Annotated in this window: 10 protein-coding genes; 2 read left to right on the top strand and 8 right to left on the bottom strand. The window is 43.1% G+C overall.

Annotated elements, in window-relative coordinates; all coding sequences use genetic code 11:
* Positions 1 to 4 precede the first annotated feature (4 nt).
* From AC3E9V_RS11670 to AC3E9V_RS11660, 3 genes are read right to left on the bottom strand one after another with little or no spacing between them, the layout of a single operon-like run.
* Positions 5 to 2239, bottom strand: coding sequence for an OmpA family protein (locus AC3E9V_RS11670; protein ID WP_488753377.1), 2235 nt, complete (start codon positions 2237 to 2239; stop codon positions 5 to 7).
* Between the two features lie 6 nt (positions 2240 to 2245).
* Positions 2246 to 3163, bottom strand: coding sequence for a PorP/SprF family type IX secretion system membrane protein (locus AC3E9V_RS11665; RefSeq protein ID WP_488753376.1), 918 nt, complete (start codon positions 3161 to 3163; stop codon positions 2246 to 2248).
* A complete protein-coding gene (locus AC3E9V_RS11660) occupies positions 3160 to 7863 on the bottom strand; it encodes a tandem-95 repeat protein (RefSeq protein ID WP_488753375.1) in 4704 nt (1567 codons plus the stop codon). Before AC3E9V_RS11660 ends, AC3E9V_RS11665 begins: the two co-directional genes overlap by 4 nt.
* Before the next feature lie 178 nt (positions 7864 to 8041).
* Between AC3E9V_RS11660 and AC3E9V_RS11655 the strand changes: the two genes are divergently transcribed.
* Entirely contained in the window at positions 8042 to 8764 is a 723-nt protein-coding gene (locus tag AC3E9V_RS11655; RefSeq protein WP_488753374.1) for an eIF2B alpha/beta/delta subunit family protein, read from the top strand.
* Positions 8765 to 8779: 15 nt separating this feature from the next.
* On the opposite strand, the gene AC3E9V_RS11650 is transcribed toward AC3E9V_RS11655, so the two are convergent.
* The 3 genes from AC3E9V_RS11650 to AC3E9V_RS11640 all read right to left on the bottom strand — a co-directional run bounded on the left by AC3E9V_RS11650 (position 8780) and on the right by AC3E9V_RS11640 (position 10524).
* Entirely contained in the window at positions 8780 to 9346 is a 567-nt protein-coding gene (locus AC3E9V_RS11650; protein WP_488753373.1) for a hypothetical protein, read from the bottom strand.
* Positions 9336 to 9851, bottom strand: coding sequence for an RNA polymerase sigma factor (locus AC3E9V_RS11645; RefSeq protein WP_488753372.1), 516 nt, complete (start codon positions 9849 to 9851; stop codon positions 9336 to 9338). Before AC3E9V_RS11645 ends, AC3E9V_RS11650 begins: the two co-directional genes overlap by 11 nt.
* 553 nt (positions 9852 to 10404) lie before the next feature.
* On the bottom strand, positions 10405 to 10524 hold the full coding sequence (locus AC3E9V_RS11640) for a 30S ribosomal protein THX (RefSeq protein ID WP_488753371.1): 120 nt from the start codon (positions 10522 to 10524) through the stop codon (positions 10405 to 10407).
* A gap of 359 nt (positions 10525 to 10883) precedes the next feature.
* On the opposite strand from AC3E9V_RS11640, the gene AC3E9V_RS11635 reads away from it, so the two are divergent.
* Positions 10884 to 14222 (top strand): carbohydrate-binding domain-containing protein, encoded by a 3339-nt coding sequence (locus AC3E9V_RS11635; RefSeq protein WP_488753370.1) that lies wholly within the window; start codon positions 10884 to 10886, stop codon positions 14220 to 14222.
* A 77-nt stretch (positions 14223 to 14299) separates the two neighbouring features.
* Here the strand turns inward: AC3E9V_RS11635 and AC3E9V_RS11630 are convergent, their stop codons facing one another.
* Both AC3E9V_RS11630 and AC3E9V_RS11625 read right to left on the bottom strand, forming a co-directional pair.
* Positions 14300 to 23824, bottom strand: a complete 9525-nt coding sequence (locus AC3E9V_RS11630) for a Kelch repeat-containing protein (protein WP_488753369.1) — start codon at positions 23822 to 23824, stop codon at positions 14300 to 14302.
* Between the two features lie 170 nt (positions 23825 to 23994).
* Positions 23995 to 25926, bottom strand: a complete 1932-nt coding sequence (locus tag AC3E9V_RS11625; RefSeq protein WP_488753368.1) for an OmpA family protein — start codon at positions 25924 to 25926, stop codon at positions 23995 to 23997.
* Between the last annotated feature and the right edge of the window lie 46 nt (positions 25927 to 25972).

The raw sequence follows: 25972 nt of genomic DNA, 5'->3' as shown, positions 1-25972 counted from the left end.
ACAGCTACTCGGATTTTTCTCCTTCTTTAGACTTCAAATATTCTCCAAAAGGATTTTCAGGACGGTTATCCTCTATCTTAAGCTCAGCCCTCCGGTTAAGTGAATGGTCCTTGTCATGGCACTCCACGCCATCGCTGCATTTATTGATCAGGAGTTCTTCTCCAAACCCTCTCCAGATGATTCTGTTTTCAGGTATTCCTTTCCTTTTTAAATAATCCACTACTGCGAGAGCCCGTCTGTCTGAGAGAGACTTATTGTATTCAAACGTTCCCTGAGCATCTGCATGAGCACTGATCACTATGTGTGTCTCCGGGTATTTTTTCATAATCCTGATCATGTCATTTACCTTAGAGATAGCCTGAGGTTGTAGTTCTGCCGCATCAAACCCAAAAAATACCACATCCTTATCACGATACATCTCTTCCAGAACAAAATCATTTCTCAGTGTATCCCCATCTAATCCACCGGTATTCAGGACAAACTCCTGAGAAATGTGCTCAGGCATTTCAGCACTGATCTGATACTTTTTATCAGACTCCAGTACAAAGAAGTAAATACCCGTCTCATCAAGGTAATCCACGCTGATACTGTCATCAGTAAGGTTATGGATAGTAACTTTCGCTCTGGCTAAAAGCTCATGGGTCTCATTGCTAAAGACCCTGCCTTCAGCAAATAAGGTGTGCTTCCACATGTAGACCGTGACCGTATCCGTCTCAAAACGGTTTCCACCGGAACTGACAGCCGTATACCCCTGCGGAGAATACCCGGCTCTTGTTGCTTTCAAACTAAATTTAGAGTCTAGCAATAAGTCAACTGTAAACATTCCTTTATCATCAGAATGGCTTATCAGTGGCTTGTTTTTAGTGGAATCGTAGACGGTGATTTTAGCATTGGGAACTGGTTCTCCTTTTTTTGATTCTACGACCTGTCCTGCTACATTCAAGAACCTGCGATAAAACTTATACACATCATCGCTACCCTTTCCCCCGGATCTATTGCTACTGATAAAGCCGCTTCGTCCGTCCGCATCTAAATTGAAAGCAAAATCATCCCTGGAAGTATTGAGTGGGTATCCGAGGTTTTCAACACGGTTGTAAAGATTCCCATCCGGGTAACAACGATAGATATCAAGACCTCCAAAGCCTCCGTGACCATTTGATGCAAAATACAGGTTGCCATCATGAGCTATAAACGGGAACATCTCATCCCCCGGCGTATTGATATCAGGGCCCAGGTTTACAGGCTGACTCCAGTCACCGTTTTCCCACATACTGTAATAGATATCACTCCTGCCAAAACCGCCGGGCATGTCTGAGGAGAAAAACAAAACCTTATCATCAAGACTCAAAGATGGGTGAGCCATTGAATATTCATCATCGTCATAGGGAAAGGGCTCAAAGTCGGTCCAATCATTATTTTCATCACGAGAAGTGAAATAAAGCTTAAGTTTGATCTGGCCATCTTTGCTTCTTCCTTTTTTATTATGATAATAGTTGTTACGCGTAAAAATGACTTTTCGGCTGTTATGAAAGAACGCTAATGGCCCCTCGTGAAACCTTGTATTGATACTTTGGTTGAATTTTTCAGGAACACTGTAAGAGGTATCATTTTTAGAAGCAAAGTAGAGATCCAGACGAGCCTGGGTCACTTCCTCACCACCTTCCGAATCTTTGTATTTGATAAAAAGGTCCTCATCCCGCGCACTGAGAAAAACGATCCCATCTTCAAAAGGTACGGCAGCAAAATCCGATTTCTCTGAATTAACAGGCAGATGTTCTATATAGAATAATGAAGAATCCCGTCTATAGAAATCTAACCGATCGATGAATGCGATTTTCTTTTTTGGCCTGACATCCTCCGGGTTTAGATCTGAGTAAGTCTGATACCACCTGACCGCCTCCTCATACCGGCCTGCAGTACATAGCGCCTGCGCATATTGATAATAATGATTGGCTTCCAGGTCTGCGTGATCGATGACCATATCATACCACTGCACGGCATGAGGAAGATCATTCATCGCCATGTAACACTCCGCTATTCTGAGTTTTGCACGAAATTCATTTGGATTCTTATCCAATACCCGTTGGTAGAGCTCTATGGCATTTGGGTAAGCGCCATCCTTGTAGAGGATCTCCGCTTTTTGCAGATCGCTCTTAAAGAAATTGGCTATATCCGTAGTCTGCGAATGTCCGATGAAACTAAAGAACAAAAGTGAAAGGAAGGCGGCGGATTTTCTCATAACTTACTAAAAGTATCTCGGTGATATCAAACCATCTTTCGGAGGAAACTCAAACCTGTAGCTCACCATCAGTTCGTGTGTGCCGATATTAACTGTTCGTAATTCATTGGTGATCATGGTATAAGCGTATCCAAACCTCAGTTGTCTGGTCAGCTTCAACTGAGTGAGGAGATCAACGGAATTTATTAACGTAGCAGATACCCCTACCCAAAGCACATCATCAAAGGACAACTGCGCATTGACATCCACCTCCACTATCTGCCCTCCGACAAATTTAATCAGTGTGGAAGGTCTGAAATGGATGGCTCTTGTAATTTTCAAAATATATCCGGCATTTAATATGATTGGATTATCCTGCTTGATCGTTTGCAGATCCGGACCCCGGGTAAATACATTATTGGCCATCTGGGGAATACTGAGCCCGGCAAAGAGTACATTGGTTTGATAGTAAACCCCCAGGCCGAAATTGGGCCTGGTAGACCGAATGTCCTCCTGAAAGGCCGGATCATTTGGGTTTTGGGCCAACAGCTGTGAGTAATTTGCGGAAATGGTATTTACACCTACCTGCAATCCCATGGATAAGCTGGAAAGCTCATTAAATTTTATGCGATAAGCATACGCTCCACTTACAGAGTATTGATTGATGACGGAGATATTGTCCCGGACTACCAGCAGCCCTACTCCTATCAATTCGTTCAGCAACGGAGCATGAGCCGCAAATGTCTGTGTATTAGGAGCACCTTCCAACCCCAGGCTTTGATACCTTGCCAGAGCGGTAGCAGTAAGCACACCCTGAGAACCAGCATATGCCGGGTTAATAGCCAGACCATTAAACATGTACTGACTAAAGGTGGCCTGCTGCTGGGCCTGTAAATATCCACCAGTTATCAAAATGAAAATTAATATGGTATAAATCCTGATCATTCCGTTTTCAGCACTAAATACCCACTGATGGGCTTTTCATTGAATCCTAAGCTGATGATATAAAAGTAGGTACCAGTCGGCAGGTCATTCCGGATAAGCCCTTTGTTGGTTTGACCTGCCCATACCTTATCCTGATTGTTGTACCCGTTCATTTCGAAAACCACCCGGTTATACCTGTCAAAAACCTTCACCTGGTTATTCGGATAGTTTTCAATCCCTTCAATAACCCAGTGATCGTTATAACCATCTCCGTTTGGAGAAATAGCCTCATACACTACTAGAGGATCCTCCACATGAATAAAAACAGAGGCTTCTGCACATTCTGAAGGATCCCCGCGATCGCATACTACATAGGCAAACCCGTCAGTACCTTTATATCCTTTTTTCGGTTTATAAGTATAATTCCCATTTTCTGATAAGGATAGCTCACCATTAGCAGGGCCTTGCTCCAGGACCGTCACGACAAAGAGCTCATCGTTTTCAATGTCAGAATCATTCTCCAGCACATTTCCACTGATGGAATAATATGTGATCACGTATACTGTGTCATTTACAGCTATCGGAGTGTCATTTACAGGTTCAATATCAATCTGAAGGACCAATACATCACAATACTCCGGCATACCACCATCACAGATGGAAAGTGTAGCATATTCGGTTCCGTTAGCGTTTTCATCCGGATCAAACTCAAAGGTGCCCTGACCGACCTCTGTGTAGCTACCCAGGCTTGTTTCTGAGTCAATGGCTGTAAAGGAAAGCTCGTCACCGTCAGGATCATTGACCTCCAGCTCAAAGGAAACCGGGGTGTCTTCCCACGTACTGATGACCAGCGTATCTCCCAAGCCAACAAAGAACGGCGGATCATTGACGGGAAAAATCGTGATTGCCACTACTACTGTATCGCAAAGAACCGGTGAACCATCATCACAAACGACAGCCTCTCCATAAACCTCACCAATAGCGTTTTCTGCAGGTATAAAGTCAAAACATAACCCGCCGGAAGCATCAAAATCCGCCTCAGTACTTTCTGAAGAAATAGAAGTAAGTGTCACTACATCCCCATCTACATCCTCTGCGCTGAGACACAATGCTGTGGTCTCATCCTCGCTAACATTATAAAATACAGTATCTGCAGCCTCTCCGGCCTGAAATACTTCGGGAGCATCATTTACCTGGATAACATCCACAATGGCTACCACCGTGTCACAGAGCGCAGGACTCTGGTCGTCACAAACAATCAACTTTGCACTTACCTGCCCGGAAAAATCTGCTTCCGGTGTATAATTGAAACACAGGTCACTTGCATCGCCCAGCTCCATCAGTCCGTTTGGATTATCCGATAATATACCTGTCAGGCTAACGGAATGCCCATCAATATCCGTAGCCTCCAGACAAAAGTTTGCTGAAGTATCCTCATTGAGCTCATAATAAACCGTATCAACTTTCGTCCCTTCTACTTCTATCTCTGGTTCGTCATTCTTTTCAGAAATATCCACTACAACCACCTGACTGTTACACAAACCACCATCATCACATATGGTTAGTTCTCCGATCTCTCTTCCATAAAAATCCGGGTCGGGGACGAAATTAAAACAAAGACCATCGGGGTCAGAAATGCTGAAAGTGCCATTTCCAGTTGTGGATAATGCCCCTGTTAGCGTAAGCGGATCTGCATCCGGGTCCGATGCATTGACACAAAAGTCAATAGCCGCATCTTCCTCCGTCGCAAAAAACAAAGTATCAAACGAAGTGAGTGGGTTAGCAGCATCATCTTCAAAAAATGGCTCATCATTAACAGGAGTAATCGATATTTCTACTACCACCGTATCACATAAAGCCGGTGATTGGTTATCACAAACAACTACCTGCCCGTAAACAACACCATTCGCATTCAGGTCACTTTGAAAGTTAAAGCAAAGATCCCCCAAAGGATTTGGCTCAAAAATTCCGGGGCCTTCAAGGTTCTCTGCGGAAACTACCTGAATCATATCCATGTCAGGGTCTTCTGCAGTCAAACACAGCTTTGTTATTACATCTTCCAGTGCTTCAAAAGACACTGTATCTGTTGCTGATGGCTCCACCTCTATGACCGGAGAGTCATTTACTGGTAAAACATCCACTATGGCAACCAGGGTATCACACTGAGTAGTACTCCCCTGCTCACAAACTACCAGATTTAAACTATCCGTCCCATTGAAGTCTTCATCAGGTGTGTAGGTATAACATAAACCTGATGCATCATCAATAACAACAGATCCATTTGAAGTAGTAGAATAAGCATCTGCCAGCTCCAGCGGGTCAGACTCAACATCATACGCAGTAATGCACTGGCTAATTGGTACATCTTCATCTGTGGAGAAGTAAGCGGTATCAATAGGTACATCCGCATCATCCACTGTTTCAGGAATATCATTTACCGCAAGGATATCCAGAGCCACCACCACTGAATCAAACTTTTCAGGAGAAGCTCCATCGGTGATTTTTATTTTGATGTACTCTTCTCCAAAGTAATTTTCCGTTGGTGTGAATACAAAGCACAGGTCATTATCCGGGTCAAAATCCACGGTGCCCTGCCCGTTTTCCAGACTCGTTGATTCAATTGATACAAAATCCCCATCCGGATCTACTGCATCAATACAGGTATCAAGAGGAATATCTTCCATCATGGACACGTAAATGGTATCGGGTAGCGGATTCCCGTCACTGTCTACGACATCAGGCGGAGCATTAGAGGAAGTAATATCAATGAATCGGTTAAAGACATTGCTGGAATCAGTACCGTCAAACACCCTAAACCGGACGGTTCTGGTCGCCTGGTTGGTAATGGTAGCGCTGGGATTAAAGTACTCAACGGACCTGAGAGCCGTAATATAATCAGCAAGAGTGGCCGTCCCAGTTAAATTAAGTGTCCCGTTCGCATCATCAAATGAGGCTGTGATACCATTCTGATCCGTGAATTGCAAGGTATCTTCTGTCAGGTCATAGTTGACGCTGATGGTTATCCTGGCTCCCTGCAGCTCCGTGTCATCTACATCGCTAACCGAGATCGCTTCGTCTATGGCGATGGCCGGACCAAGCTCGTCATACGATACCAGAGAACCTGTAGTTCCGGAAAGAACCGAGGCGTCATTGACCTTTACCGGTGCCAGGTCTCGGTTTAGCATATTGCTACCTAACAACCCATCATGGACCTGTATGGAAAATGACCTTGTAATTTCTGTGGGGTCTTCACTGGAATTACTGTATGTAATGCCCCGAATAACTGATTCATACGTGGATAACAGCGCTTTTCCATAAATCTCCACGCGATTGAGGGCAGCATTCCACGAGATATTCAACCCCTGATCAGGTGGTAAATTGATTTGATCCTGAGACGCATCGTAATTGGTTGTGACAGTGAGCCAGGCAGAATCTATTTCGGTATCATCCACATCAGAAATAGAAAGGTCGCCGAAAATAGCCAGTGGGCTATCGTTTTCATTATAGGTAAGCGCAGATGTGGTAGCAGAAATTACAGGTGCCTGATTGATGATGGCCACTGCATAGCTGAGATCTGACTCTGAAATACCTGATGAGCATGTTCCTTCTAGCTGAGCACGAGCGATGATGGAATCTTCCATATTCAGTGGGCTGGTCAGTGTGATTTCCCAGTCCCCCACTTCATCTACCACGGTGGTCACATCCTCGACCAAATTCCCATCCACATCAAAAACAGTCAAAAAAACGGAGGCTGTAAGCTCAGCTGACCCCGTGATCATGGTTTCTCCCACTTTTACAGGCTGATCAATAACAGGCTTTTCTGTAGAACCTATCGCAAAACCACCGCAGGTCTGACACAGATCTTCAAGTGCAGTAGGGCATTGGTCTGTAGTAAGGTCCAAAAACATCTCCTCAAAAGAAGTGTATTCAGAATCATCCACTCCCCCTACATCAGATATTGCTCCGCCCATTGCGCAGGTAGCTGACACGTTTGTAAGCGCAATAAACCGCAATTCAGATTGAGCAGTGATCCCGAATTCATCTGTCAGCATCTGAAAAGGAACGTAGAAATCATAGAAGTAATCCGCATCATCACAGGAGGTAGTTCCCGCCACTGAGTTTTGAAAATGGGTACTATATGGGTAAGAAGCTATTGCTTCCGGGCAGGAATCTATTCCATCCAAATTATAAACAAAGACTCCTTTGCTTGCATTTTTGATGAGTGTAATATCCACTTCAAAACCCGGATTATCAGCTGAATAATTGGGATCTTCCGGTCCGATCAAATTATCAGTGTCAATAAGGACGGTATAAGCTTCCACACTGGGACGGTCACCAGCCAGGCGAAACCTAAAGATCAGGTTATCACCCTCTAAAACTCCGTAAGCAGAAAAACCTGTAGTATCAGTAGCGAGATCGGTATTTGTACAACTTTGAGGGCTATCTCCTGAAGTTTCTCCCGCCCCTGCAAAAGGGAGTCCAAACATATTTAGCTCAAACTCATCTACGTAATAGCCATCAATGGAAAACCCGTCAGTGGTTTTTGACACATAACCATCGCCATTAGGATCGAGGACCGCATCTCCACTTTTGATGATTTCTCCCCTGGTCTGACCCAAGGAGACAACAATAGATGCCGTCCATAGAAGAACGAATAGCAAATACTTATAAGGCAATAGCGACCTTATAAAGGCGATAGACGGTACGGTTTTGGCGGTCATTTGTCCTGAAATATAAAGAGAATTTAAAACAATCCCTCTAAGTTATATAACCGGCTGGTAGGTAAAACTCCTACTTGAAATACGTAAGTATATTTAGCGTAAGTGAAATTCTAGCTGCTGATATCAGACAAATGCTTGAATTTTTTATTCTTTTTCAATCCATTATAACCATCTCATTATGAGCCAATCGATCTTTAAAAGTGAAATAAATGCGATTTATAATGACACTATACATGGATCTACATACCTGCTGGAGTGTATTTTGCAAGCTTTTCTCAAGTATCAACCAAAGAAAGAGCTAACTCAATGGGCATTTTCCCGGCTGAAAAAAATCGACCAATCCATGAGGGTCATTCATCATTTTCTGGAAGCCCTAGAGCCCTCTATTGGCACCGGGTTTGATGAAGCTTTAAGAAATTACCGGCAAAAATGGGAATCTTTACCAGCTAAAATGGCTGATAGGCTGGCAGAACTTCTACCTGCTAAAAAGGTCACTTTACTATTACACAGCCATAGTGGCGTGGTTATTCAGGTGTTAAACTTATTAAAAAAGCAGGGGTTTCAACCTGTCGTTCTTCAGACCCATTCGGTACCAGGCGGCGAAGGAAAATTGCAAGCACGGGAATTGGAAACTCATGGTATAAATGTCCAACTAATCCGGGACGATGAAATTGATGAATACATTTCCGGGATTCATGCAGCTTTCCTGGGCACAGACCAGTTTGATGCTTTTTCTTTCGTAAACAAAACAGGTACTTCTAAGATCGTAGACCTATGTAAATGGCATACTAAAAGTGTGTACTTAGCCTCTGATCCGAGAAAGAAGGTAGACAAGGCTTCTGCACACTCCGGACTTTTTGAATTGGTGGGGTTAGCACCTCATATCTACCTTCTGAAATAAAAGGCACCTTTAAAGTTATTCTTCGAGCTTCCTGAGCATCTTCTCAAGGTTGTTTTTCCGGGCTACATGGCATTTCTTATGCTCGATCAAAGCGGCTATAAAAACGACGATAAAAAAACCTGATATTGCAATTAACGACCACATTGAATTCCCGCGAGCCCACCAGCTGATGAAAGTCAGAACAGCAACAGGTATAAAGTAAATCAGCAGCATAAGGGACAGTCCTACCTGATATCTGGCATTGGATAATGCATGCTGGAGGTCGCCCAGCATGGTTCGCTCAAAATTATCCTCTCCTTTCAGCCGTTTCAGCCGCCTCAAATAAATGAAAGTAGCTGCACTTAACATATAGATACCCAGGATAAGTCCTACTAAAGCAAACCCATCCCAGAAAAGATCGCCTATCAGGATGCCCCCTGCAAACAGGTTAGAGCCCATAGCCAGCCACTCCACCTTATTGACCACCCTGCTACTACTTCTCTTTCTATGCATAATGGTGTCGTGTAACTTCTCCTCATCAATAGCATAGAGATATGCCTGATTTTGTTCGTCCCATATTTTTTTCATATCCTCAAACTTCATGGTCTTGATACATTTTTTTTGATTGAGCAACCAGATGTTTTTTTACACGGTGGATCTTTACCGCGACATTACTTTCTGAAATCCCTAAGATCTTAGACATCTCCCTGTAGCTGAAATCATCAAGTAATAGCAGACATAAGGATCTGTCTATTTCATTTAAGTGAGCTATTTCTTCATACAGCCACTCCAGTCGCTCGTCCACCAAATGTTGATTTCCCTGTAAAACATGTGAGGCATAGTCTATCGGACTTCTTCCTGATATATGCTTCTGCTCTCTACTCTTCCACTTCAATGCAGTATTAAGTGAGATGCGATAAAGCCAGGTAGTTACCGCGGATTCCTGCCTGAAATTTGGGATAGACCTCCATACCTGTAAGGTGATCTCCTGAAAAAGGTCTTCCTGATCCTCAGCAGTAAATGCATAGGCTCTCAGGATTTTAAACAAGAGTCCCTTGTGCTGATCGATCCATCCATCAAATATTTCTCGCTGTTTACTTTCTTTCATTAAAAAGAAGAAGAGTTTACACCACTAGTCCGGGATGCGTTTTAATTTCTTACAAAGTGCTCACATTTTTTCAATAAAAAAACCTGCAGGTATTTACCCACAGGTTCCATTACACTTTTGAGCTAGTGTTGTGACTCTTAAATAAGGACACTAATTCATGCCATCACTAAGTTGATGAAATCCTTGTTTTATAAGTAAAGAAGCTGAGTGATGGCATGAATAATTAGTTTACTTTCTTAGTAATCGTGACACTAGTGCCTAGTGGCACAAATAATCAACCAAGACGAAAAATTCCTCTTCAAGGAAATTTTTGTCAGGGTAAATAGAAGCAATGATCTGGCAATCAACTATTTGCAACACATTTTAAATGTAGTCTAATTCAGCAACTTAACACTAGTGCCGCATTAAGCATAAAATTGTCGGTATCGGATGTCGCAGATAAACGCAGAAGTGCATTGAAGATCAGCGTAATCTGCGGGAAATAATGAGAGTGTATTGCTACACCATGCTGAGACATTATATCGTTAACTTAACACTAGTTATTAAAAGGACCTTACTTAGTCTTCTTTTTGGTTTGAGTACTCTCAGGCTTTTGCTCCTTATGAGGCCTCCTTACACCAAATGATTTTTTGAAGATTTTTCCTTTCCTGGTTTTTCGATCACCTTTCCCCATAGACTATAAGATTATAGTTATCAAGTGTTTATACTTTCATAAATGGAGATATAAGTTACAGAAAACCGATTAATAAAGCAAGATTATCAAATTCAAATTGGTGAAAGGAAGACTCCCCTATCGCTGTAGTAGACAAAAAAACATGAAAACTTGCTGATGTAGTATTGTTGAGTTCAAACCACCTTTTCGGGTAATTAATTGCTTTTTGGAGAGAATACTACAGGTACCTCACAGAAGTATGATGTAGTTTTGATGTATTGTAAAATTTTGAACATGATGGCTTATATGGGATCTTTAGAATGAATAAATGCAATCAAACACTAATTGCATTCGAAATTTTTCATTTTAAACGATAACCTATGAGAATTAAAGCTATCAAAAAACTCAACACGCTACTCAGGTATTCGCTCATCTTCTTTGCTTTGACTGCAGGAACAATAGTGAATGGCCAGATAGGCAATGTCCTTTGGGAGGACGACTTCAATACCCTAAACACAGACATCTGGGAACCGGATATCGGAGACGGGTGTCCTAACCTGTGTGGCTGGGGTAATGCCGAACTCCAATCCTATGAATCCGGCAATGTATACATCGAAGAGATACCTGGCGAGCCGGGAAATAACGCATTGGTCCTGGAAGCCAGAAATGAAACTTCCGGGAGCAGAGCCTTCACCTCAGGTAAAGTAACTACTGAGGAACGTCTTTCTGTTCACTATGGATTGATAGAGGTCCGAATGCGCGTCCCAAACCTGGAGACAGGACTCTGGCCTGCAGCATGGCTTTTGGGCACCACTAACCTGGCCTGGCCCGCAAAAGGTGAAATAGATATGATGGAAATGGGGCACGCGTTTGCCAGCCGTGATGAGCAGGGTTACCCAAACAGCACCGTCAACAATTATGTAGGTGGTAATGCCATTTTTCAAACGACTGATGGTAGTTACGGAAGTATTGCCTATGACGTCAACTACAACCAGCCCTACGTACCTTCCACTCCGCTGAATGATCGATTCGTAACCTACAAGCTCTACTGGGAGCCAACTCAGATGCGCTTTGTAGTAGAGGATAATGGTGTAGAATACGACCTATATACAAACCCTCTTCCTCTGGACCCGGAAGGAAATACCGCAGCGTTTACCAAGCCATTTTTCCTTCTTTTAAACCTTGCGGTGGGGGGTAACTTTACTGATGCAGCTACAAACGGACAGGTTACAGCTCCCCTTCCGGGAAAAATGTACATAGACTACGTTCGGGTATCTGAATGGAATGGGCATGGAGAAGTAGAACTGAATTACGGAGAGGTACAACCTGAATCAGGCACATTTGGAGTTTATACAGACACCACTCCTACCTCCAATGACCTTACTTTCGGAACTGACGGAGAGATCTATGGCTGGGGGGGCACTGTGCAGGAAGGTACTACGGCCCCATACGAGGGGGACAATGTAATTGCCTGGGAAACTACCGCTGCCAACAGCTGGTTTGGAGGCGGAGTAGTAGCTTCCTATGGGAAGAATATGTCCAATTTTGTAGAAAATGGTTCTTTAAAATTCAGGATCAAGATTCCGGCGGATGTATCCTTTAGAATTGGCATTACAGATAACTATACCAATGAAACCTATATTACCTTCCCCGCCAACCAGGATCAGTATGGGCTCGTGAGAAATGGTGAATGGGGTCAGGTGGAGATCCCACTGGCTGAATATGAAGGGCTCCTGGCTTTCCAGGATATAGGCTATATGTTTGCAATCTCCAGTGTGGATGGAGCCCTGCCTACCTCTACATTCCAGTTTGCTATAGATGATATAGTCTGGGATGATGGGAATGGATCTACAGTGAATGTGACCGGAGTTAGCGTTTCCCCTACTACTGGAAATTTATCTCCGGGAGATCAGTTACAACTAACAGCCACAGTATCCCCATCGGATGCATCCAACCAAAATGTTAGCTGGTCCAGCAACAACACGGGTGTGGCTATCGTCAATTCCACAGGACTGGTAACCGCACAGGGAGATGGTTCAGCAACGATCACCGCAACTACTGTAGATGGAGGCTTTACAGCCACCACAAACATATCCGTATCCTCTTCCACCGTATTACCAAGCCCCTGGGCAAGCGACGATATAGGTTCTGTTTCAGCCACAGGCTCTGCCAGCTTCTCCAATGGCACCTTTACACTTGAAGGATCAGGAGCTGATATTTGGGGTAGCTCAGACGAGTTCAGGTACGTATATCAACCACTGGACGGAGATGGTACCATCACCGCACAGGTAAATTCGTTGACCAACACCGATACCTGGGCGAAAGCCGGAGTTATGATCAGAGAATCGCTTTCAGGATCATCCAGTCATGCGATGACGATCATCACTCCTACGGGGGTAAGCGGTTTTCAAAGACGCACAACCACAGGAGGTTCCAGCAGTCATACCGCAGGACCTACTGCCAATGCACCTTATTGGGTAAGACTGCAACGATCAGGGGATGATTTTACCAGCAGCGTATCAGCAGATGGTAGCTCCTGGACTATTATAGGGACCTCCACAATCTCGATGGCTGGTTCAGTATACATCGGGCTGGTAACCACTTCCCACAACGATGGAACCTTGTGCACATCCACCATCAGCAATGTGGATGTAAATACAGGCACTACCAACAATGGCATTACCATCCCTGGAATAGTGGAGGCAGAAGACTACAATGAAGGCGGCGAGGGAGTAGGCTACCACGACACAAGCGCAGGAAACTCCGGAGGGGCCTATCGCAGTGAAGATGTGGATATTGAAGCAACGGGTGATACCGGTGGTGGATATAACGTGGGCTGGACAGCAGCCGGAGAGTGGTTAGAGTACACGATCAATGCTACCGCCAGCTCAAACACCTATGACCTGAATTTACGGGTAGCATCGCCGGACGGAAATGGATCAATCCACGTAGAAATAGACGGACAAGATGTAACCGGCTCATTATCCATGCCTGTCACAGGCGCGTGGCAAACTTTTGAAACCATCACTTCGGAAAGCATAACCATCGGCCAGGGATCACATACCATGCGCATCTATTTTGATGCACCGGGGCTTAACCTCAATTATGCAGAAGCTGTGGAAAGTACCGTAAGCAACCCTACCGGATGTACTCAACAAGGTCCTAACGGAGATTATACGGTAGAAATATCAGAAGATTCCAGTAATCCCACTTTGACTTTTATTCCCGGGCAAAGTGGCATTGGTGATCCTACTCTCCTGCTCTACTACAGCACAGATCCAAACAGTACTTTTCCTGGTTATGGAGGGGACCCTAATGTACCATTCCAGGTGAATGCAGCTAGTGGTGAAACTGTTTACTTTTACTATACCTATAGCGTACCTGAAGGAGGCGAACGCAACTCAGCAGCCAATCCGCACAGCTTTGTAGTAGGAAACTGTAGCTCTTCAGCGAGAAAAGCAGTTACAGTTGAGGGCAGCCAAAGCCAATGGAACCTATACCCTAACCCAACAACTGACAAGATTAATCTCGATATTCCAAATGGGTTCAAGGCATCATCAGTTGCAATCATGGACTTGAGCGGCAAGGTCTATGAGAAATTAACCGGGATCTCAGGGAACCAAATAACTATTGGACTGAAAGGTCTTCCGGCAGGCACTTACTTTCTTAAGGTAGAAAATGGTAAGGATTCTCTCATCAAACGATTCATTAAAAAATAGGACTCAATGCCCAACACATAAAAAAGGGCTGCCGGATCGGCAGCCCTTTTTAGGTTAGGTTGACCACCCCATGTATTCTATTTAAGGATCAGTTTCTGATCCCGATATTGAGAGCCTTTATACACTCTTAATATATATATTCCCTTTTTCACCTCCCTTAGATCTATCTCATCAAGTTCATTGTGCTGAGTCAGAATAACTCTTCCATTCAGGTCAAACAGTTGGACCTTGTCAGGACCACCATTTGGCAAAGAAACGGTAATATAGGAGCTAGTTGGATTAGGGTACATTACCAACCCGGGCATTCTATCTCCGATACCCAAAGCAGTTGAATCTCTTAGGAATACGATATTAAAGTTCTTACTGATTGATAATCCATCCTGATCTGTGGAAATGATGGTCACACTAACAGTTTCATTTTCATATCCGTCAATATATCGGGTAAGTAATTGATTTCCTTCAACCTCAAATAACAGACTCTCAGCAGTATATGTAAAATGTTGCTCAGTTTCATCCGGATCAGTGGTGGTTAGTTCTCCTACCAAAGTACCTTCTTCCACCCCAGGATAGACCTCATTAGCTGATAGCTGGATGTCCGTAGGCGCATCGTTTGCATCTGTCACTGTGATCTCAAATGCCTGTGTTGCAGTAAGTCCGCCCTGGTCGGTTACCTGTACATTGACAAACAAGGTAGCTCCGGACTCAAAGTCAGTGTCTGAGACTACCAATTTACTTCCATCAATTGCGAAAAGTAAATTATCAACATCGTTAGATCCGTCTCCGTCCACTATTTGGTAAGTGTAATTGTCATTTTCATCTTCATCAATGGCTGAAAGCGTACCTACCTCTACTTCAGCGGCAGATTCAGCAACGGTAGAGTTGGACAGCTCAATACCAGTCGGGCCATCGTTTACATCATCAAGATATATGGTCACAGTTTCCTCATAAGAATCACCCCTCAAGTCTGTGGATCTTACACGAATACTGTAATCGCTTGAATCCACCTCATAATTGAAGGTATCATTTGTAAATAATGAATCCCCTGTAATCGTAAACTTATCGTTTTGATAAAGTGAATCTGGTCCAACTAATTTGTAGACGAAGCCTTTATCGTGATCAGGATCGAAAGTATAGAAACGTCCTATGTAAGTACCGGATTCCTCATTCTCATCGAAATCATCATTATCGATATACAGATCGTAAGGAAATGAATTTGGCTCATGGTATAAATAAAAACTGTTTTCGTATGAGGTGGGTGAAAAACCATAACTTCCCAGACCTACATAGGCGCTATCTCCCACAACAAAAGAGACCGCATTTCTTCTGCTATCACCCAGGCTTAAATGATCCCCGAGACTGGTAACTTCGTTGGTTTCAGGATCATATTTTGTTATTTGATCTTTGCTGCCGTATGCGATGTACCCCATTCCATATAACGAGAATGCAGTTGCGTCTGTAAAGCTTAAATTAACACCATCGGCAAAGATCTTTTCCGTCCACACGTCTGTTTCAGGATCATACTCATAAATATCACTTAGCTGTGTACTGAAATCATCGAAATACATTCCTCCACCTACGTAAGCTTTGTCATTAATGACGAAGGCAAAGGCTCCTCTACGCTTATCAGAATCGATATCTGCTACCTGAGACCATGTGTCAGACGATGGATCATATTTCCAGAAATCTTTTTGCTCATCTGTTGAATTGATTCCAGTTCCCACATATCCATAATCATCAATAGCAAAGGCTACCGCATCGTACCGTGCTCCTCCGCCAAAATCAGCTACCGGAGTCCAGCTGTCAGCAGACGGGTTGTATTCGTAAAAGTCAATCAGGTGATTTCCGGATTCATCGATCCCGAGCCCAACATAAGCCTTACTACCTATAACGAAAGCCACAGCTCCTCTCCTGGCCACACCTGGAAAATCTGCTTTCGGCACAGTGAAATCATAAAGCTGATCTCCAGCCCAGAAATCCGAAAAATACGTCGATCCATCGCTGCCAAGACCGAAGTAGGGCATCCCATCTACTGTAACCGCTACTGCGTCACTTCTACCTGAAGCAAGCGGAGAAACGTAAACTTTTACATTATCCAACACCAACATATCACTGGAACTCGATTCTTCTTCACCAAACCTGATCTGGGTGAATTCTGAAAAAGACTGACCATACCGATCAAGTGAATCAGATATATTAACCCTGCTTACATCTACCCAGGAATAAGTATCACTGTTGGCAACCCAGTCGTAAACGACCACCCAATCATCAGATTCACTTCCTTTTACATAGATCTTATTGTTAGTGAAAGTACCCTGATACCCTGTATAAAAACTGAAATCCAATAAAACATCATCTACTGCAGCAGTATAATCAGAAAGGTCAATTGTCAGGATTAAATCATTTTTTACCGTGTAGTAGTAGCTCTTTCTTCCTACTTGCAAAGCTCCATTACCCGTCCTCGCAGTTCCTTCATAGGCTTTCATTTCTCCATAAGAATTGTCGGTTACAAAGCTAAAGCCACTGACCCCGGATATTTTTGGTTCAAACTGAGATGAAGTGGTATCAGTATAGCTTTCGAACCCTTCAAAATACGGGAGAGCTCCAACATACCGATCTAATTTACCGGTTTCCGCTACCAAAGTGTCATTTTCTGTATTCTCATCCGTTTCCAGTGCTGAAATAACCGAAACCGTGTATATACCAGCTGCTGAAAAATCAAATGGTGTAGTGAAAGCATAGATGATCGAATCCATCTCATTAAAGGTACCAGTCACAGTTTCAGTAACCTCCTGAATTCCATCAGGGCCATCTACAACAACTGTCAGAGGAACAGACGTTTCAGTAGCTGAGGCATAGTTGACAGCCTTGATATTTATAACCTCACTATTAGTCAGTGATGCTTTGGGGTCAGGGATAGAAACATCTACAATTCCAATATCATGATCAGGCTGGCGATATATTTTGATGTCATCCAGTAAAAGAAAGTCATAACTTGAATATTCTTCCTGAGCAAATTTAATCTGGAAGCTTTCTGAAAACTCCTGACCATTAGCTGCCAGACTATCTGAGATATTGAGTGCCATCAGGTCAACCCAGATATTACCGCCTTGAGATTCTTCATACCAATCCTTCAGGAGGACCCAATCATCACTAAAACTACCTCTAATAAATATTCCGTTTCCATCATAACTACTTGCGTAATTGTGGGTAAAACTAAAATCAAGTAAGATTGGATCAGAGGCTACCTGATACGTAGACAGGTCCATTGTTAGAATCAGGGCATTGGTGGTTGTGCTGTAATTTTCTGACCTGTTCATTCGCAGTGATTTGCTGCCTGACCTGAAACTAAAATCATAAATATCCAGGTACCCGTATGGTTGATCTGTCACAAAGCTAAAAGATTCCAGGCTGTCTATCTGAGCTGTAAAATTCCTGTATGTGATGCCAGAAACACCAGTTTCAAAACCCTCATAAAAAGGAAGTCCTTCAGAATAGGTAAAAGAATGACTCGTATAATATTCGGCCGTATCATTACCTAAGTACTGATCAGTTTCTAACACTGAAAATGCCTGCAGACTATGATCTCCTTCTACGGATAGATCAACTCCGGTGAAGATAAAATAAGCCGTATCCAAAAGATTAACAGGATCAGTCAAAATACCATCCAGAACCTGCACTTCTCCATTACGGTTTGTCACCTCCAGAGTCAGCGGAGTACTGGTTTCCATATTTACACCATAATTTATGAGGCCAACTGTTACTTCCTCATTAGTAGATAACAACGGAGAAATCTCCGGTCCTTCCACTGAGAACACGGACATATTGTGATCTAACGGCTCTGCGATCAATAGATCATCCACGGTGACCCCTGACATAGTATAAGACCCGTCAGAATCAAAAACAAATCTGAAAATCACCCTTTCCGACCCTGCTAAACCATCAAAGGTTACATCTTTGACGGACAAAGTGCCTGAACCACTCCAATTGTTTCCATCATTGTAACCCAGATTACCATTTTCTGCGCGTACATAGGTAGCTCCGTCATCTAAACTGTATTCCAACCACAAATCGTCATAGCCGGACTCTAAAACAAAACTGAGATCAAAGCTAATAAACGGATCATTTGAACTACCCGACAGGTCAAAAGTAGGAAGCTGTAGATACGAATATTCGTTATTATTATAATTCCCATCCAGATTGGTAGCCCATACACTATCCTCGCCGATAGCTCCAAACTCCCAGCTCGAGATTGTGCCGTAAGTAAACAAACCTCCATCGTTAATTTCAAAATCCTGCTCAAAAGGCAAAATGCCTTCATAAATAGGGAAGCTTTCCAATCCCCCTACCCTCAGTGTATCATTTGTGGTATCCTCATCAGAAGTCAAAGAAGTGTAGGCAAGAAACGAGTAGGTGCCACTTCCTGAAAAGTCAAACTCCTCAGTGAAAGTATATGTCAATGTATCATTGGTGGCTAAAGAGGCAGATATGGTTTCGCTTATTTCGAGTGTGTCTGAAGGGCTGTACACCCAAATACTAATTGGAATAGTGGTTTCCGTAGAAACTCCTGTATTGACAAGAGTAGCCGTTATTGCTTCCGTTGAAGTTAGATCAGTACCTGATGCAGGTAATCCAACACCCGTCAAGACTAAATCATGTTGTGGTCGTTCGTAAACTGAAATATCGTCAAGGTAGAGATAATCATAGGGTCCATTTTCTTCCTCTCCAAAACGAATTTGGGCAGTAGAGGTAAACTCCTGTCCATGGGCATCCAGTGAATCAGATAAGCTTAACCTTTCTACATCTTTCCATACATAACTGGTAGCATTTTCGGCATACCAGTTATATAGTTCAAACCACTCATCATTTTCTGAACCCCTGATAAATACCCGGTTATTCCCATAATTATATGCTCCAATAGGCATGTAACTAAAGTCCAGTAAAATATCCGAGCTAGCTACCGAATAAGCTGAAAGATCCAAAGAAAGCATAAGGTCATTCTTTACACGAGATGTATACTCAGTCCTGGACAGAAATATTGACTTACTTCCTGATCTGTGATAAGATGAATTAAAGCCCAACCTGCCTAAACCATCAGTATCAAAGCTAAAACCACTGATGCTATCTACCTTGTAAAGTACCTGGGAGTAAGTGGTGTCTGTACTCCCTGTTTCAAAGCCTTCAAAGAATGGCAACAACCCGGTATAGAGATCGAGCTTTCCGGTGATACCGGATGTGGAGTCATTATCAGAAAATTCGTCAGTACTTAATTCTGTAAAAGCAGTTACACGGTATTCACCCATCGCAGAAAGATCAATACCATCGAAAGTATACACCAGGGTATCATTGGTGGCCAAAGAAGTAGATATGGTTTCGTTCACTTCAATTGTCCCTGTTGGCCCATTAACCAAAATACCAACTGAAATAGAGGTTTCCGTAGAAACTCCGTTATTTATAATGGTAACAGATACTTCTTCAGATGAAGTAAGACCAGTACTCTCAGCAGGCAATGCAAGCTCGGTTAAAGCTACATCATGCTGTGGTCTTTCGTAGACTGATACATTGTCTAAATAAAGATAATCATTAGGAGCATCCTCCTCTTCTCCAAACCGGATTTGGGTACTGGCCGTAAATTCCTGACCATAGGCCGCCAATGTATCAGAAAGGCTCAGTTTTTCAACATCTTTCCACACATAGCTGTTAGCATTTTCGGCATACCAGTTATAGAGCTCTATCCACACATCGCTTTCTGACCCCCGAATAAATACACGGTTATTTCCATAGTTATATGGAGATATAGGCATATAGCTGAAATCCAGTAAAATTTTAGCAGTAGCAACAGAATAGCCGGAAAGGTCCATAGAAAGTACCAGATCATTCTTCACTCGCGAGGTATAATCTGTTCTGGACAGCGCAATTGACTGATCGCCCGATCTTGAATAAGATGTACTGTAATTCAAGCTACCTAAACCATCGGTCTCAAAGCTAAAACCACTGATACTATCTACCTTGTAAAGTACCTGAGAGTAAGTGGTATCTGTACTCCCGGTTTCAAAACCCTCAAAAAATGGCAGGGAACCGGTGTAGAGATCGAGCTTTCCGGTGGTACCGGATGTGGAGTCATTATCAAGAAATTCTTCAGTGGCTAATTCTGTAAAAGCGGTTACGTAGTACTCTCCAGTCGCAGAAAAGTCTACATCAGAAAATGAATAGTAAACGGTGTCCAGAAATACAATCGGACCGGCAATAGTCTCACTGATTGTGGTAGTTTGCCCATCCACCACTATTTGAAGTTTAAGAGGAATGCTCGACTCGGTGCTTGTTCCAAGATTCCGTACTCCTACGGTCACAGACTCGTTACCAAGGCCGACTCCTGAGTTCGGCAGATCAACAGATATGACATTCAGGTCATGAGCAAGAGGTTCTTCGATCTTAAAATTATCTAAAACCATTCCTTCATACTCTAAGTAGGAGTCTGAGTCCAGGACGAACCGAAAAATGACATTTTCTTTTCCAGACAGTGTATCCAATAAAAGCTTGGATACTGTAAGGTTCCCTGTACCGGTCCACAAATCATCATCATTTTGCATAAGCTCCGGGCCGGTTAACCTTGTAAAAGTCTGAGCATCATCCAAACTGAATTCTATCCAAAGGTCATCGTAAATATTTTCGAGGTTGTAGTTTAAGTCGAACGAGAGATAAGGATCAGCACCCAGACCGCTAAAGTCAAAAGATGGTGTTTCTAAATAGGAATACTCGTTTTTATTGTAGTTACCCTCTAAAGCAGTTGCCCATCCGTTTGATCCCTCGCTTGTCAGGCCGTATTCCCAACTGGAAGCCGTACCGTATGTCCTGAAACCACCATTATCGGTTTCAAAATCTTCCTCATAGGGGTAAGTTCCGGTATAATTGGATAGTGATGTAATCGTGACAGAGGAAGAATCATTACTTTGGAACTCATCTGTCGGCAGGCCGGAAAATGAGCTTATCTCATATGATCCGACACCAGATAAATCCAATGTAGAAGTAAACAGATAATACGTTGTATCTCCCGGAGCTAATGATCCTGTAAATGTCTCTGACGCCGCTTGTGGAGATCCTACTCCTTCTACATTGAACCCTACAGGAATGCTTGTCTCCGTATTCGAGCCTCTGTTAACCAAGCCCATGGTTAAAGCTTCCGAACTGGTAAATTCTGCACTTTGGTCTTTGAATTCCGTAGATACAAAAGTATGAATATCATGCGCTGGTTTTTCATAGAGCCGAATATCGTCTACCAATAATATTTCAGAACTATTAAATCCGCCGGAAATAAATCGTACCTGAGTCGTAGGAGAAAAATTTTGTGAATTATTTACAAGAAAATCACTCAGATCTAGCTCATGGACCGGTACCCATTCATAATCATCACCTCTGTTTGCATACCAGTTGTATATTTCAATCCAGTCATCCCCTTCGCTCCCTCTCACCTGAACCCGGTTATTGCTGCGATTATGTACATCGCTCACAGTAAACATAAAATCAAGGAGGACCTGATCTGTACCAGCGTCTAATGCAGAAAGGTCGATGCAGAGAGTCAGAGCACTTGAGTTATAAGTGCCACTGTTATATGATCTTCCTAGGAAAATTGACTGAGATCCATCCAGCCCATTGGAGGTATTGACCTTGATCTGACCATTTGCCTGAGACCTGGTAAAGGAGTATCCACCAGCGCCTTCTATGACGGGCTCATTGCTATTGGAAGAAAAGCTTTCGTCAACCGCTTCAAAATCCTGGAGATATGGCAACCCACTGGCATATACATCTTCCTTACCGCATGTGGTAATAGTAGTATCTTCGGATACGTCAGCATCTCCTGACAATGTCGAGTAAGCTTTTACCTCATAATTACCTGTCAAAGAGAGGTCAAACAAATTGGTAAATGTGTAACTCGCCGTATCAAACCTTTCCAGGGATGTAGAAAAAGTCTCTGAAACGGACTCTACTGCTCCCTCAGGCCCGGTAACCTCAATAGTTAAAGGTATGGATGTCTGTGTCTCTAAACCTAAATTGACAATGCCCAAAGTGATCTCCTCATCACCCAAAGTAGGACTGTTTGCCGGGACCTCAGCACTGATAATCTGGACATTATCCTGAGGCTGTTCATAAATCGATAAATCAAAAAGCCTCAGGTAATGATACCATCGGCTAAAGGTTCCTCCAAATCGAACCTGGAAGGTTGAACTGAAATCCTGGCTATTTGCACTAAGCGTATCGCTGATGGCTAAATACCGTTTGTTCAGGTTTGTTTGACTAGCACCTCCCTGATGATAGTTGAAAAGCTTTAACCACTCATCATCTTCACTACCGCGGATATAAATATTGTTATCATAAGAATCATAATTATCCACGCTGTGCCGATAATTTAGATCCATTAGTACATATGAATCGGCGACACTAATGGAAGAAAAGTCCGCTGTAAAAATCAGGTCCGAAACTACATACTCGTTCGAAACCTCACTTCGCATTTCCAGGTAGCTACTCTTTGCATCGAGTTTCCCATTTGTAGAGTTAGCGTAAAATGAGAATCCATCTGCCTGCTCTATATCTCCGACTGCCTGACTATAGTAAGTATTGATGCTAAAATCCAAACTATTATATGCTGGTAATCCACCTTCATACCTGTCGAGCTTTACTGTGGTGGCTTCATATGATTCCGAATCACCACCATCTGGCCCTATCCCTGTGAAAGCGGTAAATGTGTATTCTCCTAGAGTGGACAGGTCAAACTGATTTGATAAGGTATACAGTAGGGTATCATCAGAAACCAATGAAGTTGTGACTGTTTCCGACACAGACGATTGCCCATTTTCACCGTCTACCGAAACAGTGATCGGGATGGATGTCTCAGTAGTTGAACCCCTGTTAACCAAATACACACCAACGTCTTCTGTAGAAGTATACCCATACTTCCCTTTCGGTAAATCAAATCCGATTACTTCTACCGAATTGGAAGGTCGTTCGTATATAGAGAGATTATCAATAAATGTTCTGGTATAATAACTTCCTGAATTGTGAAATGCAATCTGACTGGTAGCGCTAAATTCCTGTCCGGCGCCAGCTAACGCATCAGAGATATCAACATAATTAACAGGGGAATAGAACATCAGCTCCGTGTCTTCAGCATAATCATTTATGTTCACCACCTCAACCCACGAATCAGTATCAGACCCACGGGCATATAATCTTCTTTCATACCCGCACGTTGGATCCGAAGAGCACCAGCCTGATGCCTTGAAATGAAAATTAACAAAGATCTGATCCGAAGCAACCGCGTAAGAAGAGAGATCAAGGTTGAGAACAAGAGCAGATTCGCTTACATCATCACTGGTGGAAATGTCCTCCAGTAAAAGGGATCTTGATCCGTCAATACCGGAGTTATAAATAGACACCTGAATACTGGTGGTCTTGACAATTTCAAAACCCGGTAGCCCGGTGATGTCTGTTGTGGCTTCCGAATAGTCCGCCTCCGCAGCCCCTTCAAAATCCTCGTAATATGGTATCGTTATTTGTGAAAAAGAATAATAAGAAAATACGAATAGTAAGGCGGTAAGAGTGTACTTCATTATAGCGGTTACAGAATTTGGTTAGGGTAAAATTTACTGTCACGAAGGTAAAGATCAATGATGGTAATTCGCAAACAAAAATTTGTGTTTTTCTAATAAAAAAGCCAGATCACCGAAAATGGCAACCTGGCTTTTCCCAGATAAAATACTTTATATCAGACGTTTATAGTTTAAAACTCTACAATCTCAAACTCCGTACGCCGATTTTTTGCCTTGCCATCAGCTGTGGCATTATCTGCTATGGGCTGTGATTCCCCATACCCTTTAGCTCTAAGGCGTGCTTCAGGAATTCCCGCAAGTTTCATATATTCCATTACGGCATTAGCCCTTTCCTGCGACAGTTTCAGGTTCAGTGCATCTGACCCTACATTATCAGTGTGCCCACCAATTTCAATAACCATTGTGGGGTTTTTTTCCAGCAGATCCACGGCTTTATTAAGCTCCACATAGCTTATAGGCTTTAGCTCTGCACGTCCACTTTCAAAGAAAATGTTATTCAGGACAACCTTAGTTCCCTTCTTGATGGGTTCCAGGGCAATGTCCATGGTAATCTCCTGATAGCTTGTGTCTTTGGGGATCTCAAAACTCTCAGAATAGAAAAAGAAGCCTTCGCTATTCGCTGAAACACTGTAATCACGACCGGCAGGTAGTACAACAAGATACTCTCCACTGGCTGAGTTACTTTTATTTACGGCTATCAGCTCCCCGGTATTGATATCCTCAATCAACACAACTGCTCCAACAGGGTCAGAGGTTTCCGAATTGCTAACCACACCCTGGATGACCACTGTAGGTTTTGGCTTCAGGTAATCCGGAAGCTCTACCTGATAGATATCATAGTTGTTTGCATCCAGCCTGGAGGATGCGAAATAGCCGATCCCTTCTGCAGAAATACTAAAATTGGTATCATCACCCTCGGAGTTAATAGGTGCACCAACATTGATGGGTTTGGACCATTTACCATTATCAAACAAACAATAAAAGATATCAGTGCCTCCTAATCCGGGATGACCCTCGGTGGCATAGTAAAGCGTTTTACCATCCGGCGCCAGGTACGGACTGTTATCATTAAGTGGTGTATTTACCGTACTTCCCAGGTTTTGAGGTATGCCCCATTCTCCCAGGTGGTTCTTTTCTGTCATATAAAGGTCAGAACCCCCGTAGCCTCCTTCTCTGGCGGATGTAAAAATGATACGGTTTCCGTCTGAACTGATAGTAGGCTGGGAATCCCATTCTTTACTATTCACAACGTTGCCCATATTTACGGGCTCAGACCATTCTGTTCCTACCAGTTGCGTAATGTAAAGATCACAGCTCCCCACGCTTTCTTTATCTCCACAGCGTACGTAAACCATAATCTGTCCATCTCCGGTAAAGGCTGACCCAAAATCATCATCCATGGAGTTGATCGGTGGAGGAAGAAGCTTCGGCTGACTCCAGTTACCCCCTTCCATTGTAGAGAAGTAAACATCTTCACCCCAGTCATTTCCGGACTTGTTCGTTTCGTCCAGCCTGTCAAATCCCCCTTTTCGAATGCTTGTAAAATAAAGGCGGGTACCCGTGGGACTTACCTGAGGTGTATAATCACCAGCATCACTATTGATAACCGTAAGTGGAACAGGATCCGGCATGTCAATGGGTTTTTGACGTATTTCGGGGCTTTGCTGAGCATAAATCAATCGGTTTTGGCCCATATGCAAACTCAACGTATTTGTTGGAGTGTTAGGAGTTTTTGCCAGGAACCTTTGAGCGGCTTTTTCAGCCTCTTCCAAACGGTCCAATTCTATAAGGGCCTTGGAGTACTCGTAGTAAAACCATGGATTGTAGCCTGGTTTAATATCCTGTAATCTGGAGAATGAATAGGCCGCCTCTTCGTATCGTTGAGTGAAATTAAAAGTCCTTCCCAGGTAATACCAGGCATCTGCAAAATTATTATTAACATCAATGGCCTTTTTTAAACTAACAATGGCCTCATCATAATTTTTGTTGTTAATGTGACGCATCCCCTCATTATAGGCCTCCAGGTGACTTTGTGCACTTATTGAGAAACTAAATGAAATAAGGATTGTAAGGGTAAAAAGTAGTTTTTTATAGCTGTTCATGATTACATCGGTTAAGCAGGACTTTAAATTAGGAAAATAATCTTAG

This window comes from Marinoscillum sp. HNIBRBA16962, assembly GCF_057801515.1.
The sequence above is the reverse complement of the archived record's forward strand: the minus strand, read 5'-3'. Positions and strand labels throughout refer to the sequence as shown.

Bases quoted from the DNA above. Each gene is read 5' to 3' on its own strand.
- AC3E9V_RS11645 (WP_488753372.1), bottom strand. From the start codon at position 9,851: ATGAAAGAAAGTAAACAGCGAGAAATATTTGATGGATGGATCGATCAG.
- AC3E9V_RS11670 (WP_488753377.1), bottom strand. From the start codon at position 2,239: ATGAGAAAATCCGCCGCCTTCCTTTCACTTTTGTTCTTTAGTTTCATC.
- AC3E9V_RS11665 (WP_488753376.1), bottom strand. From the start codon at position 3,163: ATGATCAGGATTTATACCATATTAATTTTCATTTTGATAACTGGTGGA.
- AC3E9V_RS11660 (WP_488753375.1), bottom strand. From the start codon at position 7,863: ATGACCGCCAAAACCGTACCGTCTATCGCCTTTATAAGGTCGCTATTG.
- AC3E9V_RS11625 (WP_488753368.1), bottom strand. From the start codon at position 25,926: ATGAACAGCTATAAAAAACTACTTTTTACCCTTACAATCCTTATTTCA.
- AC3E9V_RS11655 (WP_488753374.1), top strand. From the start codon at position 8,042: ATGAGCCAATCGATCTTTAAAAGTGAAATAAATGCGATTTATAATGAC.
- AC3E9V_RS11630 (WP_488753369.1), bottom strand. From the start codon at position 23,824: ATGAAGTACACTCTTACCGCCTTACTATTCGTATTTTCTTATTATTCT.
- AC3E9V_RS11640 (WP_488753371.1), bottom strand. From the start codon at position 10,524: ATGGGGAAAGGTGATCGAAAAACCAGGAAAGGAAAAATCTTCAAAAAA.
- AC3E9V_RS11635 (WP_488753370.1), top strand. From the start codon at position 10,884: ATGAGAATTAAAGCTATCAAAAAACTCAACACGCTACTCAGGTATTCG.
- AC3E9V_RS11650 (WP_488753373.1), bottom strand. From the start codon at position 9,346: ATGAAGTTTGAGGATATGAAAAAAATATGGGACGAACAAAATCAGGCA.